General features: G+C 56.8%; 14 protein-coding genes. All 14 read right to left on the bottom strand.

The features are described 5' to 3' along the window. Positions 1-7: 7 nt before the first annotated feature. The 14 genes from ACN0RL_RS17420 to ACN0RL_RS17355 all read right to left on the bottom strand — a co-directional run bounded on the left by ACN0RL_RS17420 (position 8) and on the right by ACN0RL_RS17355 (position 17,228). Positions 8-859, bottom strand: a complete 852-nt coding sequence (locus tag ACN0RL_RS17420) for a hypothetical protein (RefSeq protein WP_417260410.1) — start codon at positions 857-859, stop codon at positions 8-10. Next, positions 856-1,041, bottom strand: a complete 186-nt coding sequence (locus ACN0RL_RS17415) for a hypothetical protein (RefSeq protein ID WP_417260409.1) — start codon at positions 1,039-1,041, stop codon at positions 856-858. The genes ACN0RL_RS17420 and ACN0RL_RS17415 overlap by 4 nt, the downstream gene beginning before the upstream one ends. Next, on the bottom strand, positions 1,023-3,413 hold the full coding sequence (locus ACN0RL_RS17410; protein ID WP_417260408.1) for a VirB4 family type IV secretion system protein: 2,391 nt from the start codon (positions 3,411-3,413) through the stop codon (positions 1,023-1,025). The genes ACN0RL_RS17415 and ACN0RL_RS17410 overlap by 19 nt, the downstream gene beginning before the upstream one ends. Beyond that, the gene (locus ACN0RL_RS17405; RefSeq protein ID WP_417260407.1) at positions 3,410-3,709 is read right to left on the bottom strand and encodes a hypothetical protein; all 300 of its coding nucleotides are present in this window, start codon (positions 3,707-3,709) and stop codon (positions 3,410-3,412) included. The genes ACN0RL_RS17410 and ACN0RL_RS17405 overlap by 4 nt, the downstream gene beginning before the upstream one ends. Further along, entirely contained in the window at positions 3,706-4,020 is a 315-nt protein-coding gene (locus ACN0RL_RS17400) for a TrbC/VirB2 family protein (protein WP_417260406.1), read from the bottom strand. Before ACN0RL_RS17400 ends, ACN0RL_RS17405 begins: the two co-directional genes overlap by 4 nt. A gap of 18 nt (positions 4,021-4,038) precedes the next feature. Then, a complete protein-coding gene (locus ACN0RL_RS17395; RefSeq protein ID WP_062952323.1) occupies positions 4,039-4,479 on the bottom strand; it encodes a hypothetical protein in 441 nt (146 codons plus the stop codon). After that, positions 4,479-5,222, bottom strand: a complete 744-nt coding sequence (locus ACN0RL_RS17390; protein ID WP_417260405.1) for a conjugal transfer protein TraL — start codon at positions 5,220-5,222, stop codon at positions 4,479-4,481. The genes ACN0RL_RS17395 and ACN0RL_RS17390 overlap by 1 nt, the downstream gene beginning before the upstream one ends. Then, positions 5,209-5,445, bottom strand: coding sequence for a helix-turn-helix transcriptional regulator (locus ACN0RL_RS17385; RefSeq protein WP_007092567.1), 237 nt, complete (start codon positions 5,443-5,445; stop codon positions 5,209-5,211). The genes ACN0RL_RS17390 and ACN0RL_RS17385 overlap by 14 nt, the downstream gene beginning before the upstream one ends. Further along, positions 5,442-5,798: a hypothetical protein gene (locus ACN0RL_RS17380; RefSeq protein WP_417260404.1), complete on the bottom strand. Its 357-nt coding sequence runs from the start codon at positions 5,796-5,798 to the stop codon at positions 5,442-5,444. Before ACN0RL_RS17380 ends, ACN0RL_RS17385 begins: the two co-directional genes overlap by 4 nt. 419 nt (positions 5,799-6,217) lie before the next feature. Continuing rightward, complete coding sequence (locus ACN0RL_RS17375; RefSeq protein WP_417519116.1) at positions 6,218-14,854, bottom strand: GH36-type glycosyl hydrolase domain-containing protein; 8,637 nt, start codon at positions 14,852-14,854, stop codon at positions 6,218-6,220. A 135-nt stretch (positions 14,855-14,989) separates the two neighbouring features. Continuing rightward, positions 14,990-15,121 (bottom strand): hypothetical protein, encoded by a 132-nt coding sequence (locus ACN0RL_RS17370; RefSeq protein WP_281251311.1) that lies wholly within the window; start codon positions 15,119-15,121, stop codon positions 14,990-14,992. A gap of 681 nt (positions 15,122-15,802) precedes the next feature. Further along, entirely contained in the window at positions 15,803-16,159 is a 357-nt protein-coding gene (locus ACN0RL_RS17365) for a hypothetical protein (RefSeq protein ID WP_211274840.1), read from the bottom strand. Between the two features lie 59 nt (positions 16,160-16,218). After that, complete coding sequence (locus ACN0RL_RS17360) at positions 16,219-16,626, bottom strand: hypothetical protein (protein WP_417260402.1); 408 nt, start codon at positions 16,624-16,626, stop codon at positions 16,219-16,221. Positions 16,627-17,063: 437 nt separating this feature from the next. After that, the gene (locus ACN0RL_RS17355) at positions 17,064-17,228 is read right to left on the bottom strand and encodes a helix-turn-helix domain-containing protein (protein WP_417519134.1); all 165 of its coding nucleotides are present in this window, start codon (positions 17,226-17,228) and stop codon (positions 17,064-17,066) included. Between the last annotated feature and the right edge of the window lie 13 nt (positions 17,229-17,241).

Raw genomic sequence — 17,241 nt, 5'->3', positions numbered from 1 at the left:
TTGACGATCATTCCGCTTCCTCCCCACCATCACGTTGCTGGGGCGGCAGGTATTGCAACAACATCGTCGACTGGATCTTGACCAGTTGCGCCGTAAGCTGCTGTTGTTGAACCTGCTGGCGGTTTGACATTGCCATCCATTTGGCAAGCGCCATCAAAAGCCGCTTCATATCCGCCGCACCATTGGTGGCGGCTTCAAGCTCTTCAATGGCCTGCTGGATTTCCTCTGTGCTTTGAACGATCAGGTCGCTCTGTGCGAGCCCCGTGGTGACAGCATCTTTGGTCAGCTCTTCGCGCCGGGCTTCGACCATCGCACGGGCTTGTTGTTGTGCTTGCCATTTGGCCTTGTTGACCGGGTGATCCGGATCCGACCAGACACCGCTGCCTGAACCAGAGCCACTATTGGTTCCTTCAAATTCGCTGCCCTCCGGAAACGTCCAGGTCGAAGGATCGTTCGGATCGAACCAAAGCGATTTACGGTAAATGCTGCGCCCTTCGCAGATGCTGAAGAAATCAAGATCATCAAGATTGAGGCCCGGCATCAGACCCGACAGATCCGGTGTCAGACACTGAATGTCGCGCATGATCCGGCTGGTGAGTTTTTGCATGTTGAGGATCGGCAGGGTGATCTGACCCATTGCGCCGATAGCATCAATCGTGCCCTGTGCCTGGGCACTGAGTTTGGTCAGCCATTCGGTATGTTCTTTAAGCTGATCGATCTGCTTTTGCATTTTGCTCAGCTGCTCGCCCAGTTTGGCGATGGCCGACACATCGATCACCGGATAGGTGGCATAGGCAATGGCAGGTGTTGCCAGAACAATCCCGAAGGCCAGAGCTACTGAACGCAGACGCCTGTTCATGACGCACCTCCTGCACGGAGAATGGCGACAAGTAAAAGGATCAGGATCGCGCTGGTGGTGATTGGCCAGTTCAACATGCCAATCAGGCCGATGACACCAATGAGACTGGCAACGGTGATAGAGGCCAAAGGCACTTTCATCATGTCCGGGTGATTGGTACGGGTTACAGATGGCTCTGCCATGCATCCCCCCATTTGGTTTGGATGGTGGCCAGATCGTTGTTGGCATCCGGGCCAGAACGATAGAAACGGACGGCATCACCAAGCGGTGTCAGATCGACATCAAGAATGGCACTTTCCTCAAAGCCGCTGGCTTCATCGCGCTTGATAATCAGAACCCGCCGATCATTCTTTTTGCGCGAACGGGTACGGCCCTGGACAAACAGCTTTTGTTCTTCATTGAGATTGAACGGCTTGAGGCTTTCTTCCGTCACCTTGGAGTTCGGGAAGAAAATCATCGTCGCGGTGTTCTCGATGATGGCTTCCGCCGCCCCGGTTTTGCCAAGACCTGCCGGATCCTGAAACGCCATGCCGACCGCACCACCAAGCTTGCGGTATTCGCGGTACATCTCAGCCCCGAGATCCCGGAAGCCGGGGTTGGAAAGAAGTTTGGCGGCTTCATCAATGAAGATGACAAAGCCACCATTGCGCCCGGCAACCGATTTACTGATCGCCTCAGATATATGGCCAACCACAGGCGCACCCAGCGCTGGATCGGCCAGCGCCTCGTTCATATTGATCCCAACCATGTGTGATTGGTTCAGTAACCCGCCGAGGCTGTCATGGGGGGCATTGAAGATATGGCTGCGAAGTCCGGTGTTTCCCTTGTCGTCAGAAACCCACTGCGCAAAGGCACGCCGGAGTGTTGAACGGCGGGCAAAGGCAAAGGGATAGATTGCATTGAGCGTGCGGTGTGGCGGTTCAATCTGAAACGCAAGATCGACGGCATGGTTCAGCGCATCAATGTCTCCGTCTTCCAGATCAATCCCGGCCAGAGATTTGAGGATCGCATAGACACGTTCACGGTTCTTTGGGCTATCGTCTCCGACATCCAGCGGGTTAAGCGACAATCCATCATAGGCCTGATAAAGGCCGCCCATGGCTTCGACCATGAAGCGCGTGCCTTCCTTGGAATCAAAGATGTAGGAGCGGATATTGTCGAACTTTGCCAGCCCACCCATCAGATGCATGATCAGGGTGGATTTACCGACACCCGACGGAGCAAAGACAAGGAAGTTGCCCAGCGAGAAGGGCTTGTTCACGACCTGAAACTGAAACGCATAGGATTGGCCTGTCGGGGTTTTGAACCAGCGCACGGGTGCCGGGCCAAACTGGCTGGCCAACAGGCCGGTGGCTGAATGCGGTAAAGCCCAAAGGGCCGCGATGTTCTGATCGCGCAGATCAAGCGGGGCCATAAACTGACTGCCCGGCAATCTGATCTTGCGTTTGGAGACGACAGGCAAACGGTTAAACCAGCAAACCGGTGCGCCGCGTGTTTGCACCGCATAGCCGATCCGTTTGTTGCCAAGAATCTCTGTGATCTCGCGGATCAGGGTGTTGAGTTTATCTTCGGTTGCAGCACGCGGAATGATCTGGAACTGGGTGGCAAAGAGGGCTGTTTTGCCTTCGGCCAAAAGATCGAGCAGGGTCGAGACTTCTGCCGCAGCTGCCGGATTTCCAAACCACGAGTTTGACTCACCTGCCATACGGCGCTTGTTGACCAGCATCGCCTGATCACTGCCCCATGGATCACAGATCTGGCAAATCTCGATATCACCCTGCAGGGCAAGGATCTCGCCGATCAGATGACCAGACACTGTTTCTGGCCACAGGGTAACCGTGATGACTTTCTGAAACTGCTGTGCCGGAACCTGAGTGGTGATGGCGCCATTCACCTTGTTGCAGTGAAGGTCGGAAGCAGGCAGGTTGGCCGACAGATTGCGGCTGATCGCCGGAAGATCGCGGCGATATTCGCCACTGACCAACCCATTGAGGAACCCGGTCAGAAGACAGGGTTGATCGTCGTTAGAACGGGCAAGCAACTCCGGGCGGTATTCGGAAAGAATGGCCGGGATCTTCTCTTCGGCATCCAGCAAGGGCTGCATGGCCTGTGTTGTTGCCATCAGATACCAGTCGATGAAATAGCTTGATTTATATTGCTGAGCTTCAGCCCTGCCGATCTCATCCAGCACAGTGTTTGGCCATGTGGCATCTGCGGCAATCTCGCGTCGGCGTTTAATCGCAAACAGGCGGACAGCGATGTTGCGTTTGCCAAGCTCCTGCAGAAGCGATTGACGGCCTAGCAACAAGCTCTGCTGCTCGGTCTCAATCCTTGCGTCATAGCTTGTGCCCTGCAGGTGCCAAACACGCGAAAGCGATTCATCCTTGCCACGGACGGTGACGCCATCAACAGGATCGATCCCGTCGAGTTCCAATTCGTCTTGGAGCCAGTCTTGGGTAATGTCGCCCAGCAACAGGCGGCGGCCTGCTGGAACGACCAAGCCGCCAGCCATCCCGCTCACAAGGCCCGTCGTGATCACATCGGTCCAGATCATTTGCGCCCTCCTGTGGTCAGGAGGCGCGCACCCTTGCGGCTGCCCCAGAACATTGGGGCAACCAGCAACTCGCGGTCATGGTTCGGATTGATCTGCTGATGTTTGACAAGATAGATCCATGCGACGATAAATCCGAGAAGACCGCCTGGAATAACCAAAACCGGAAAGTCGAACACGACCGGGAGAACAAAACCCAGCACACCGGCAAGCCCTGCGACGAGAAGCAAACTGACGGGCAGGCCGATTAGGGTCATTTGGCGCTGGGCCTGGATAAGAACAGCACTGGCAGCTTTCATTTGAGAACCCCCAGAAGACCCGAAGCAATGGCCGGTCCTGCGGTGACCAGAATGCCGCCAATCACCATCATGATGCCGCGTTGCGGATCAAGCCGACCGGTAAAGGCCGCCCAGCCGCCGTAAACGACAAGACCAAGACCCAGTGCGATGGCAAAGATCTTGCCAAAGCCTTCGGCCAGCAGTTCGAGGAAGGAAACAACCGGATCCCACCAGTTCCCACCGGCAGTACTTTGAGCAAAGGCCGGTTCGGTCATGGCCAGTGTGGCGAGGCCTGCGATGGCGACAATTTTGAGAAGGTTACGTTTATCCATGGTGTGTTTTCCTTGTCGTCAAATCGTCAAAACGGTGAGGACGCCCAGCGTGAAGACGACGGCGACCAGATTGAGGGCGGTGAGGATGGAGATCAGCTTGACCATCTTGCGAAAGCGGTCCTGTGCCGTATCGGCAAGACGGGCAGCTTCCTGCATGGCCGACAGACGTTCGCGCACGGCATCTGTCAGAGCTTCATTCTTGAAGTCCTCGATGGCGGCGGTGACATCATTGGTAAAAGTTTCTGCCTGTGCCTGGATGATCCCGGACAAGGTCCGGTTATGCTGATCAATCAGGCGACGATGCTCGTCGAGCACGACCTTGTGGATGGTGTAGATCATCAGCACCGGATCACCGTCCTCGACGGTGACCTGATGAACTTTCCACAAATGCGTGCGCAGCTCTTCGATGCTGTCCATGGTCAGGGGCGGCGGGGGAGCCTCATCAAGAACACTGGCCATTACAGCACCGCCTGTTCCATGGCGGATCCAATGCTGCGCCAGGTCATCATCAGGCGTTGGCGCGACATCAAGGGAAAGTCTGCGTGGCTGCCTGCTTCATCAAAGGTCAGGCGGGCACGCATCATCTGTTCGATGTCATGGCCAAAGGTTTCTTTGCGAACCTCGGGCAGACGAACCAGCGCGTGAATGCGGTTCTTGTTTTTCTTGTAAAGCCCGGACTGCTCGAAGCTCTCGATCTCGCCGGATGCATTCTTGCGTTCGATCCGCCCGAAATACTCATTGAGCCAAACGACGACGGGAATATCAGGAACACTCTGCAACACCTGATGCAGACCTTGCATGGTGTCGTTAAGCGCCTGGCCGCCTGTCAGCACCGTATGGAGGCGAACTTCATGACCGGCATCGGCGAGCATCTGCAGCGCCTGCGCTTCGACCATATAGCCAAGCAGCGGCAAGAAGGTGCTGGCCCCGTTATCAATCACGACAACGCCGTCTTCCGGGCCGGTCATGATCTGTTCGATCAGCGCATCGAAATAGCGTGGGTTGATCTCGTCGGGACGTTCGCCAAGGCGAATGGTCTCGACCGGGAAAGCTTTGTATCCGGCAAAAGTCTGGTTTACCGGATCTGTGTCATAGCAATGAAGCGGGGTGTCACGTTTGAGGTAATGCTGCGCGAGAAGGCTGGCGACAAACGACTTGCCGACCCCGCCCTTGCCCTGAAGGGTGAGATTAATCAACGCCATCGGCGATAACTCCATCTGAAATGATAATTTTGATGCCCAGCACATGGGCGAGGCGAAAGACATGGGCGGCAGGCAGATCGGTTCGGCCTGCTTCAAAATCGCGATAGGTGCGTTCGCACACGCCAATGCGCTCGCCTGCACCTGCTTGAGTGAGACGTTTGGACTGGCGCGCTTGCCGCAGCCGGGTATGGAGGGTGAGATAGTCAGATTGCCAAGCGCTCATTGGGTGTCCTCTCCATCATCGGAGGGTGCATCCCATAGGCGATTAAACTCGGCCTGTTCTTCGGCTTTGAGCGTTGGCAATGTGCTTGAGATTGGAGTGTTGTTTGGTCGCCGTGCCGGATTGCTGACTTGGCTGGACTGAAGCTGTGTTCTTGCCGTGGTCTTGGGCGCAGAGCGCTCAGCACGAAGCAGTTTCACGCGGCGATAAAACGACCGGCGTGAAATGGTGATCCGCTTGGCGGCGGATAAATTGTCAAAGATTTGGCGGGCGGAAATACCCTTCTCGATTTCTGCAAGGATTTCATCCTGCAGAGCGAGAATTTCGATTTTTGCCTGACCCCATTCGGCTGGCATTATAGACCCCCATCGCGTCGTTAACGACTTGACAAGGATCGGAAATGTATGGTCTCAATTCTCTACCGAAGGCACCAAAACTGATGTTTCTCGGGGAAAAGAATTGGGCAATCAGGTATGCCCCCGCAACCAATAATATCAACGCCTTAGCTGAGAAATCAGCTGAGGTGTTTTTTTATTTGGAAGCTAAACGGATGAAAGAGAACAGGTGAATGCTGTTTGTGGCGCCGGTGCAACCGTCCTTCCGGCCGTCGATGATCAATGTTTGATTTTAGCAAGGGAATGGCAGCGGCTGTGCTCTAAGCCGTGGACGCTTGAGAATGCCTGTATTTAAGTAAATGAAGCTATTGATCGTGTTACGCTGAGTTCATGCTCTACGAAGACGATGACTAAGTTCGTATGTTTCAGACGGGGTCTTATCATTTGGCAGGCGTTTTTGCTTGGTCACGGTTGAGAGCAAGAAACAGATCGTGCGGGACGCCGTCAAGCGGCAGATAGACCCGTGGCGCGGCGGCGATGACTTCTCCGTCAAGCCGAGTTATAGCTATGTCTGTTTGCTCTACGTGAATGTTGCATACAGTATCGGCCACCTTCAGTCGGGCGGAAAAGCCCGGCCAGTCTTTTGGGATGTTAGGGGCGATACGCAGGCGGTTGCCCTCACGAGTTATGCCAAGGATACCCTCAATCGCGGCGCGGTGCATCCAGGCGGCAGAGCCGGTGTACCAGCTCCAGCCGCCGCGTCCAACATGAGGGGCGACGGAATAGACATCGGCAGCCACAACATAGGGTTCGGTCTTGTAGCGCTGAGTTGCCTTCGGTGTGCGTGCATGGTTGATCGGGTTGAGCAGAGCAAACAACTCGGCTGCGTGGTCACCATCGCCCAGTCGGGCCCAGGCGAGAATTGCCCACATGGCAGCATGGCTGTATTGCCCGCCGTTCTCGCGCAAGCCTGGCGGATATCCAGCAATATAACCTGGGTCATGCGCCTCGGGTACCGGACCTGTTCCGAAAGCCGGGTCGAAAAGCAGCGACAGACCGTCGTTATGGCGGACAAGATATTGGTCGAACGCTTCCATCGCTTGTTTGGCACGCGCGGGATCGGCCTGCCCCGATAGCACCGACCAGCTTTGCACGATAGAGTCTATGGCGCAGGCAGGGGACGCAGCTGTGCCCAGCCATGTGCCATCGTCAAAGGTTGCGCGTTTGTACCATGCACCATCCCAGGCATTGGCTTCGATGGACTGGCGCAGTTTCTCGGCCTGTTCGCGCCAACGATGTGCAATGGCGCCATTGCGTGGTTCGGCCAGCGATGCAAAAGCCAGCAGCGTTTGCAACAGCAACCAGCCGAGCCAAACGCTTTCGCCTTGTCCTTCGGCACCCACGCGGTTCATGCCGTCATTCCAGTCGCCAGTGCCAATTAGCGGCAGGCCATGTTGACCGGTTAGCCTCAAGGCACGATCCAGCCCCAGCGCGCAGTGATCAAACAACGAGGCACCATGGCCCGCATCATCGGGCAGGAAGAAAGCATCATGTTCGTCCTCGTGAAGGCTATGCCCGTCGAGGAAACTGATTTTTTCGTCCAGTACTGCCGTGTCACCTGTGGCAGTGACATAGGTGGCAACTGCGTGCCCGAGCCAGACACAGTCATCCGAAATACGGGTGCGCACTCCTTGGCCGGAATGGGGGAGCCACCAATGTTGAACGTCTCCTTCGGGGAATTGACGCGCGGCGGCGCGTAGCAAATGTGCACGGGTGCGCGCAGGTTGGGTCAGGGTTAAGGCCATATTGTCTTGTAATTGGTCGCGGAAACCATATGCACCGCTTGCCTGATAGAAGGCAGCGCGGGCCTCGATCCGGCAGGAAAGTGTTTGATACGGCAGCCAGCCGTTGACCATGATGTCCATGGCGCGGTCTGGCGTCTCGATTTGAAGATCCCCCAGGGTTTCTTGCCAATACCCCTGAACCTTTGCCAACGCTGCGTGCGGATCGGTAGAGCGCATCTCTTTCACGAGCGCAACAGCTGCTGTCGCGTCGGAGCATTGTCCAAGCAGATGTATAAACTCCACGCTTTCGCCGGGGGCCAATGTCACAGTTTTCATCAGAGCCAGACAGGGATCAAGCCCGGCACCAAGCCTGCCCGACAGTGTCACGTGATGGCGCAGGCCTGCGGGCGCGGCCGGGCTGCCGCCTGATCCGAGAAACTCTGTGCGGTCGCCTGTCCAGCTTTCGGTGTTGCTGTCAGGGGAGAAGAGGTCGGCAAACATGACACGGCCTGGAAAGGCGGTGTTCCAAGGGTTGCGCACCAGAAGTGCACCCGTCTCATTATCGCGAGACGTTATAAGGAAGGGGGCCGAGGCTGCGCGCGAGACACCCATGACTGGTTCGCTATAGGCCGCAACGCTAAGCTGACGTGGTTTTGTTCCGGTATTGCTCAGGCGCAATATAGATATTCGGACCGGTGCATCACGCGGAACAAATTGCACCATGTCACAGGCGATGTTGTCGGCCTGATGGGTGAACCGGCTATAGCCAAAACCGTGGCGCACGACATGCAGCCCGCCCTCACGATCCTGCCTGTTCCCGGTTGCAGAAAGCGGGCGTGCTGTCGGCGAGATCAATACGCCGCTCGTGTCGTCGCGGATGTAAAAAGCCTCGCCGGACGGGTCGACTACGGCATCGTTGGACCATGGTGTTAATTGGTTGTCTCTGCTGTTTTCGGACCAGGTGAAGCCACTGCCGCTTGCCGAAACCTGAAAGCCAAAGCCGGGATTTGCGATGACATTGATCCAGGGCGCGGGGGTTGTGTCGTTCGGACCAAGCTGGATTACATATTCCCGTCCGTTCAGGTCAAAACCGCCTGTGCCGTTAAAGAACTCGAGCCCCTCTCCACTGGCTTGGGGGATTGTTGCATTGAGACGGATTGGGCGTGTATTCGGAGCTGTGACCGCTGTAAAGACGAGTTCAGGATCATGGAGTAATGTACCAAGTTGGCCACTGATGTCACCACGCCGTGCCAGCAAAACTACCCTTGCGGCGGACAGAAGCTGCGCACGTGCCTCGGGCGAAATCAGATCAGCGCGTAGCGCGAACGCCGATCCGTGTGCCATGTGTTCGCCACTGCCTGGCCGTGATTGGCTACGGCGAAGGGCGGTATCAATCGCTATCTGCAGGTCTTGGACATAGGACGCCGGGTGTTCATTCAGGATGACCAGATCGACGGTGAGCTGTTTGTTGCGCCAATATTCATGTGCCTGAAGCAAGCTACGAACTTGTCCGATATCAGCTGGGTCGTCAATACGCAGTAATACAATCGGCAGATCACCCGATATTGCCAGAGGCCAGAGTCCTGATTGACGTCCCGCGCCTTGTGCAAGCACCTCGGCGGGGGGACGAAAACGGGCGTCGTGATAGAGGATCGGGGCGGCAAGGCGTTGAAAATCGGCAGCTTCGCTCGGCGAGATGCCGAGGTGACGCAATTGTACCTGGGCCCGTGTCCAGGCCAGCGTGCGAGCACGGTCATAGGCATTGCGATCATGGTGACGATCAATCAGATCGATCAGTGCCTCGCGGCTGTCGGCGGCCACCATCCAGATCATCACACGTGCGGTGCGCCCCGGTGCGATACGCAGCCGGTTGCGTAAAGCGAAAACGGGATCAAGCACGGTGCCTGTATGCCCCGCCAGTGGGGCAGGGTCACTTGTGGCGTACGGTTCCACTTGTGCGTGGTCACGACCAAGCGCAGTGGCTCGATCGCTGTCATATTGCAGGGGGGCAGTCGTCTCGCCTTCGACGATGGTGAACTGCGCGGCCCAGATCTCGGGCTCTTTCGGGTTGCGCCGACGCCGCCAGGCAATTAGTGCGCCGTATTCGGGAAGGAATTCTGTCTGTACGAACATCTGCGAAAAGGCGGGATGTGCTGCTTCGGAGGCGGGTGTGGCGAGCGTCAGTTCAACATAGGAACTGACCTCCATCTCGCAGGCTTTACGTCCAGAGTTGGTAACCGACAGGCGGCGCACCTCGGCATCCGCCTCGCCCGAGACGAGGATGTCTAGTACCGTGTCGAGCTGGCCGGTCCGGGCGGTGAATGTCGTGTGGTCCTCGAAGAATTGTACATCTTGCTGGGTATTTTTCGTGTCAGGGCCACAGGGGCCAAAGCTCTGCTCTGTCCCTTCCGAAAGGTTGCGCAGATGCAGAAAGGCGCCCTGATTGTCGCGCGTGGCATCTTCACGCCAGCGGGTCAGGGCGATGTCGCCCCAGCGGCTGTAACCACCCCCGGTTGCTGTCAGCATCACCGCGTAACGTCCGTTCGACATCAGATGGCTGACTGGCGGTCCGCTCGGGCAGCCTTCGATCCGGCGACCGCGCTCTGCGTCCGAAGGGAGGGTACGTGGCGCTGAGGGCTCCTCAAGGGGGGGCAGAGCGCGGGCGATGTCGCGGGGCAGGCGTTCGTGCAGTAGCAATTCACTGGCATGGATCATTGGTTCGCGGTGGAACCTTCGGCGCATCAGCCCGTCACTGAGCGCATTGGCGATGGCGACGATGGTCATACCCTGATGATGCGCCATATAGCTTTGCACCACTGAAACGCGTTGTCCCGGCAATACCCGTTCGGGTGTGAAGTCCAGCGCCTCGTAGAATCCGTAGACGCCAAGCCCGCCTAAGGCCTCCAACGCGTCGTAATTGCGTCGCGCGGCACCCGGGTCGAGCATCGTCGCAAGCCCGGTTGCATAGGGGGCGATCACCAGATCGCCGGCAAGGCCGCGCTTCAGCCCGAGCCCCGGTACGCCGAATGTCGAATACTGGTAGGTGAATTCGACATCTCGCGCGTTGAAGCCGGATTCAGAGATGCCCCAGGGTACGCCTTGCGCTCGACCATAGGCGATCTGACGTGCGACGACCAAACGGCAGGTGCGGCCGAGTTGGCCGCCCTCGGGTTCGCGCATCACCAGTTCGGGCATTAGATATTCGAACATTGATCCGGCCCAGGAAACCAGCGCTGTGCCGCCGGGGATCGCCGTCGCGGCGCGGCCCAACCGGAACCAGTGGCGCAAAGGCACGTCCTGCTTGGCAATGGCGAAGAGGCTGGCCAGACGAGCCTCGGAGGCCAGAAGGTCATAGCAGGATGGATCAAGGGTGTTTTCGTGGACCGAATAGCCGATCGAGAGCAGCTTGCGCTCGGGATCCAAAAGGAACGTGAAATCCATATCTATGGCCAGTTGGCGCGCGGTTCTCCCAAGTTGGCGCAGATGTCCGGTCAGTTCTGCACATTCGATTTCGGTTACGGTGGCGTCGACGATCGCCTTGACCAGACCGTCGCGCAGCAAGGACATCCACGAGGGGCCAATTCCGTTTGCCAGGCTACCGGCCCAGGCGGGGCTTTCGACCTTGGCGGCAAGGCGTTGCAGATCGTGCCAGTCGATCTTTGCCTGCTTCAGGCCTTTGCGTAGCTCCGCGATTGTTGCGGTCAGGGATGGATCCGTTGGGGTTTGGGACTTGGCGGCGTCAATCTCTGCCAGATCCAGAAGATCGATCATTCCGTGTGCCCTGCGCTGCAGGTCGGGTGCGGGGACTTCAGCCCACTCGTCGCAGGTATTTGCCAGCGCGATCAGATGACCCGCCAGATTACCACTGTCCACTGATGAGATATAGGGCGGGTCGAGAACCCGGCCGTCCCGCGTGTCATACCAATTGTAGAAATGCCCGTTGAGACGCGGTAACGCCTCCATCGTGGTAAGGGTCGCTGCAATCCGTTCGGCGGCCTGCCGGCGCCCAATCCAGCCGAAATCCCGAGCCGTGGCCGTCGCGAGAAGATAGAGCCCGATATTGGTGGGGGAGGTCCGGTGAGCAACTGTTGGGCTCGGTTCTTCCTGAAAGTTGTCAGGTGGTAAGTTGCTGTCCTCGGCGGTGACGAAGGTTTCGAAATAGCACCATGTCCGGCGGGCGATCAGGCGCAAGGTCTGCGCATCCTGCGAGGTCAGCGCAGCATCTGGCTGAGCTTTGGGCGGCTGACTGACGCGGAAGGCTATGAATGGGGCAGCAAGCCAGACCCCGGCAAAAGCCAGGATCAGAGGTAGCGCGGTAGGAGCAGCCATGCCGACCAGCCCGGCTGCTGTTAGTCCCAGAGCAGTACCGGGCACCATGGCACGGGCAAAACCGCGTAGGTCGGGGCGCGGCGCGGCGGCGGCGGAGGCGGCCGTGGTCCATTCCAGCAGGTGTCGTCGGGATATCCCCAGTCGCCAGAGCGTACGGGTGATGGCGTCTAGTGATCGCCATGCGGCGTCGGCCAGAAATGCCGCAGCAAGCCCCATTTGCAGAAGTGCTAGCGCCAGATCCTCGCGCATTAGGCGCAGATGCGTTCGAAGGTGCAGACCTGTGCGGTGCGGTACGGCGGAGATCGCCGCATGAAGGAACGCAGGAAGCATCAGGACTACCAGAGCCAGCGCCGTCGCCAACGCAGCAGCCAGACCGGGAAACAGCCAGCCCAAGATCAGCATCGCCAGGGTCGCAGGTGCCAGCAGCGAGCGCCGTAGAGTGTCGAGTACCTTGACCCGTCCCAGCGTACTCAGCCCGCCGTTCGGGCCGAGCCAGGGCAGAAGTTGCCAGTCGCCCCGGCACCATCGGTGCACGCGTCGAGCGGCAAGGTCCTGCCGATCAGGGAAAGCCTCGACCAGTTCCACGTCCGAGGCCAGCCCCGCCCGCGCGAAGATTCCCTCAAGCAGATCGTGACTCAGCAAGGTGTTTTCGGGTACGCGTCCGGTCATTACCGTTTCAAAAGCGTCGAGATCATAGATGCCCTTGCCGGTGAAGGAACCCTCGCCGAAGAGGTCCTGATAGATGTCCGACGCGGCGGCGGCATAGGGGTCCATCCCGCCTGGCCCGGATGTGGCGCGCAAAAAGGCCGTACCGGTTCGGCCTGCAGGCAGGGACGGGGTGACCCGCGGTTGCAGAATTGCGTGGCCCGCACTTACCCGACGCAGATCGGGGTCAATCACTGGCCGGTTCAGCGGGTGGGCCATCTTGCCGATCAGTCGCAGAGCTGTGTCGCGCGGCATCCGTGTGTCGGAATCCAGCGTCAGCACATAGCGTACGCCAGAGGGCACGACGGGAGTGCTGCCATCGGGCCCACGGTAATCGGTGTCTGTGGCGCCGCGCAGCAGGCGGTTCAACTCGTGCAGCTTGCCGCGCTTGCGCTCCCACCCCATCCAGATCATCTCGACCGGATTATAGCGGCGCTGGCGGTGCAGGTGCAAAAAGCGAACACCAGAGGGCCCCGGACCGTAGCGTTGGTTCAATTCAAGCATCCGCTCGGTGATAAGTGCCAGAAGTGCAGCATCTTCCGGCATGTCCTGTTGCGGTGCGTCCAGCCCGTCGGTTAGAAGCGCGAAGGTAATATCTCCCTGCGCGCCGGAGAGAAAATGCATTTCCAGCCCCTCGACCTGCTCCTGCATGTCATCGCGGGAATTGGTCAGAAGGGTCGGTACGACCACAAGTGTGCGGAGCGTCGCCGGAATCCCGCCGTCAAGCGAAAGTCCCGGCAGCGCTGCTGCGGGTACGGTCCAGCCGACCAGCCGGTCGACCAGAAGCTGTGCAATGGCGCTGGCCGGGATCAGGGCGGCAAAGGTCCAAAGGGCCCACAGGGCCCACAGGGCCAGTGATGGTCCGGTTGTGTTCGGTCCAGCCAGAATGCCTAGCGCCCAGAGGCCGATCGCAAGCAGTCCAAGGGTGACACCGATGAGACTGCAGATATAACCGGAGAGCCCGGGGCGGAAACCTATCCGATGCCATCCCGTTTGCCGATAGCCAATCTGGCGGTTAAAGGCTGTTCGGCCCTCGGCTAGCAGATGCCAGCCGGGATCGCTGCGGCGCAAAGTTTCCGTATCGGCAAGTCGTGTATCGGCCGTCCCCGGTGCTGCCTTTGCAGCCGCCAGCACCTGCTCTGCTACCTTGGTTTCGCTGTTGTCGCTGTGGCGGGAAAGATCCTCGATGGCCGTGCGGTAGAGATTGCGGCTTGCGAAATCCATGTCGGCAAATCCGGGATGTTCCCGTAGTTTTGCATCGACAAGGCTGACGCCTTCGAACAGATCCTGCCAGTCCATCTCGGAAATTGTGCGCAGGCTGGTGATGACGTTGCGCACAGTAACGTTGGATGCCCCTTGTCGTTCCTGGGCATGTTGTACCACCAGATCGACTTTGGTGCCCTGCGTCGCTAGCCGTTTTTCGAGCCATGCAATGGCTGGTGTGGTAAGCGGATCGCAGTCGCGCAGTCGTTTGGCCAATTGTGCGGCAAAGACTTCAGGCAGGAGGTCGCCATTAGGGCAAGCATCGACGTCGGTAAGCTGGACGGGCTGCACGCTGTCGATGCCCAGAATTCGGTCGGCCAACAGGTCAGCGTCGTGGCGATGTTGATGCCCGAAGGCGATCTGATCAGCCAGACGCCGGAGATTTTCCAGAAGGACGAGGCGAAGCGTAATCGGCACGGCCCAGAGTTCGCCGATGGTAAGAGGCTGGACCCGTTGATATGCGCGCAAATACCGTGATAGTGCTGGCCCGTCTAGATGGCTGTCAGTATGTGCGACATAAGCCCAGACCAGTCCGAATACCCTTGGATAGCCGCGAAATGGTCCTTCGGCGAGTTTTGGTAGTATCCGATAGTAGCTGGGGGGCAGATCAGTGCGGCATTCGCGAATTTGAGCGTCCACCTGGTGGTAATTGTCCAGAAACCACTGAGCCGCAGGTACAATCGGGTGACCTGCGGTAAGTTCAAGGCTGCAGGCTCTGCGGGTGGCCAGCAAGGCGATTGCATTGTCTTCCAGTCGTTGCTGAAGCGAGGCAACATGCGGTGGAGATGCAGAGACTTTCTGTTCCCGTGCAAGACTACTCGCATGCTGTTCCAGCCGTTCCAGCCCGAAAAGCTCGGCCCGTACGGGATTAATGTCATTCCAAGGGGCTGTGTCGCCACGGCGGAGCGGTAACCATCTAGGCAATCGGCCGCTCATTAAGAAGCCTCCAGGGCAATAATTGGCTAAATACGCGCCATAGAATGAAATATCCCGCATACAGAACGATGAATGCGAAAATATTCGCGCTACAGTTTATAGCTACGGGATGGACAACGATCTGCCCTGTATGGGCCTTGGGGCGTTCGCTGTGCTTCTCATTTCGGTTTGAAAGATCCGTATCTGGAATCCGGGTTAGGTTTTTTTGGCCTTCGGTTTTTTCGCGATGGTCAGGCCCTTGTTGAGTGACAGGATCGGCGCGGGCGCAGTCTTTTTCTGCTTCGGTTTCTTTTCTTCTCTGCCGCGGCGGTTGTTGCCTTTTGCCATGTCGTTCTCCTGAGATGTTTGAAGCTGTGAAATTGTCGCCAAACGTTGATGTTCGGCAAAAGTTATGGCCGCGAGTTATCGGTTCCGATACGCACGCAGGCGCTGGTAATGCACATGACGAAGAGTTCCGAAGAATGTGTGGAGCAGAGTTGATCGACATTAGGTGTCGGATTTTTTTTAGGTAGGTATATGGCAACCCGGTTCTGTGGCCATTTCACAAGTGGGATGGCTATGTTTCGGGCTTTACGTTCGGCAATAATGGCCGATTGGCTGACTTTGCGATCAGGGAGCTATGCCGGGAGGACTCTGAAGGTCGAGATCGCGTGGAGGTCGAGCTATGGACAGGTCAGAAAAGGGGATCTGATTGTGTTATGCCGCAAATGTGAGGATTTTTTATTCGATCAATCTCAGGGTATATGAATTGCATGCATAACAACTGCTTTTCGTACCTCTGATCCATTCAATTTATAAGCGTCACGAACTCAATCGGAAAGAGAAAAATTATCATAAAAATCGACTTAACAGCGAATTGTCGCTTGCAAGGGGATTTAGGTCCCCATTTTTGAATATTTTGTCCTTAAAAATAGCTGTTGCTACGACGGAGCGACCAGTTTGACTGTGCAGATTTTTATGATGTTGAAGTTCATCCGGTTAGGCCGAAAAGAGTGTTCCGTGCTGCTTTCAGTCTTGTTCTGCAGTCGGTGTTTGTTGATGCGACAGCCGGAACCATTCGTCTTCGTCACGTAAATAGGTGGAGGTACAGAGCGCTTCGTAAATTGGCACCTCGGCCCGTTCTGCCGACACGTGATAAGCAAGAACAGCGACATCGCCTTTGAGGGTTATGACAGGTTCGGTGAATGCAACCGTTCGCCATCTTTGTGCGACGGCATTATCACGCCAAATGGCTTCATCAACAAGAATTCCGGCGGGATATGGAAGAACAGCAAGTGCTCCTTTTGCGGTCAAATGGTGAACACCGTCCGCACCTTCTGTCCAGAATTTTTTTTCCAGTACCCATAGGTTGTCTGTATCGGTCATCAAAAGCCCTTCCGGCAGGATGTCGCACACAATTTACGAGTTATTGTGTGAAGCGCATTCTAGTCTCTGAATATCAGAATGCTTACTTGCACAATAAAAACTGCGATTGCGACAATGAAATAAATGCGTGTGTCGAATGCTTTTGGCGTTCGATTGCCGGTCGTTTTGGTATTGTCGTATAGGGTGCCGTGCGGCAAAAATGCAATGAGGCGTGTTGTAACGTCAGCGCGTTCGGTAATCAAAGAAGGGACATCGGTGAAGCGTGCCATCAGCGCGTCTAACCGTTGCCAAGCAGAACCTTTGGGGAGAGCTGCCAGATCAGATGCTTCTTGCCATGGGTCGACGCCAAGCCTTGCAAGCATCGAAAGCACCGTAACGCGGGTTCCTGTTTGATCGTTGCCGACCAGTGTTTGCAGGAATTGATCATATTTGGTGTCTAGGCCAAGTGGTGTTGGAACATATGCCAAGGCAATATCCTTAACCAGCTAGGTGTGGTTCAGCCAGATTGACTAATCCAATGTACTGTTAGGCTGGTTAAATGAAGCACATGGTTGTTACCATAGATGAAATGGGCGAAAATGAACAGAAATCATATTTTTTCTTATGATTTTCGGATGTTATTCCGGTGCCCAATTTAATAATCTCGGCAGTAATTTCCTCTTGTCGGGCCCGACGAAGCTTAGCCTAAGTTCGCGCTCGATTTGGCGGCCTGCCGAAGACATTGCTTCCAATCGTGCCTCGTTTTTTGCAAGAAATTGCTCCAGTGAAGCAATTTTAGTCTGAAGGTTGAGTGCGGGCGTTAGACCGCGCGCAGACTGCATCATTGCAGGATATTTAAACATATTGGTTATCAGCTCGTCTTTATGGATAACCACTGCGTTTGGGGATAAGGCACGTGGATCTGTCAGAGGCTGCGGCGCAAGGTTTCAGAAGGTAAAACACCAAAGTGCTTTGCATAGGCATGGGAAAAGCGGCCCATATGAATGAAACCCCATTTTGCCGCAATTTCGGAAACTGTACCATCCGGGCCTGCATTCATAAGGTCGAGGTGAGCCCGTGCCAGTCGCACCGACTTCAGATAG

It is taken from the genome of Marinobacter sp., assembly GCF_048259445.1.
GTDB lineage: Bacteria > Pseudomonadota > Gammaproteobacteria > Pseudomonadales > Oleiphilaceae > Marinobacter.
Note: the sequence above shows the minus strand (reverse complement) of the source record. Positions and strands in the feature narration are given on the sequence as shown.

Coding starts and splice junctions, on each gene's coding strand:
- ACN0RL_RS17380 (WP_417260404.1), bottom strand. CDS start 5,798: ATGCCAGCCGAATGGGGTCAGGCAAAAATCGAAATTCTCGCTCTGCAG.
- ACN0RL_RS17410 (WP_417260408.1), bottom strand. CDS start 3,413: ATGATCTGGACCGATGTGATCACGACGGGCCTTGTGAGCGGGATGGCT.
- ACN0RL_RS17390 (WP_417260405.1), bottom strand. CDS start 5,222: ATGGCGTTGATTAATCTCACCCTTCAGGGCAAGGGCGGGGTCGGCAAG.
- ACN0RL_RS17370 (WP_281251311.1), bottom strand. CDS start 15,121: ATGGCAAAAGGCAACAACCGCCGCGGCAGAGAAGAAAAGAAACCGAAG.
- ACN0RL_RS17415 (WP_417260409.1), bottom strand. CDS start 1,041: ATGGCAGAGCCATCTGTAACCCGTACCAATCACCCGGACATGATGAAA.
- ACN0RL_RS17405 (WP_417260407.1), bottom strand. CDS start 3,709: ATGAAAGCTGCCAGTGCTGTTCTTATCCAGGCCCAGCGCCAAATGACC.
- ACN0RL_RS17365 (WP_211274840.1), bottom strand. CDS start 16,159: ATGACCGATACAGACAACCTATGGGTACTGGAAAAAAAATTCTGGACA.
- ACN0RL_RS17395 (WP_062952323.1), bottom strand. CDS start 4,479: ATGGCCAGTGTTCTTGATGAGGCTCCCCCGCCGCCCCTGACCATGGAC.
- ACN0RL_RS17385 (WP_007092567.1), bottom strand. CDS start 5,445: ATGAGCGCTTGGCAATCTGACTATCTCACCCTCCATACCCGGCTGCGG.
- ACN0RL_RS17420 (WP_417260410.1), bottom strand. CDS start 859: ATGAACAGGCGTCTGCGTTCAGTAGCTCTGGCCTTCGGGATTGTTCTG.
- ACN0RL_RS17400 (WP_417260406.1), bottom strand. CDS start 4,020: ATGGATAAACGTAACCTTCTCAAAATTGTCGCCATCGCAGGCCTCGCC.
- ACN0RL_RS17375 (WP_417519116.1), bottom strand. CDS start 14,854: ATGCGGGATATTTCATTCTATGGCGCGTATTTAGCCAATTATTGCCCT.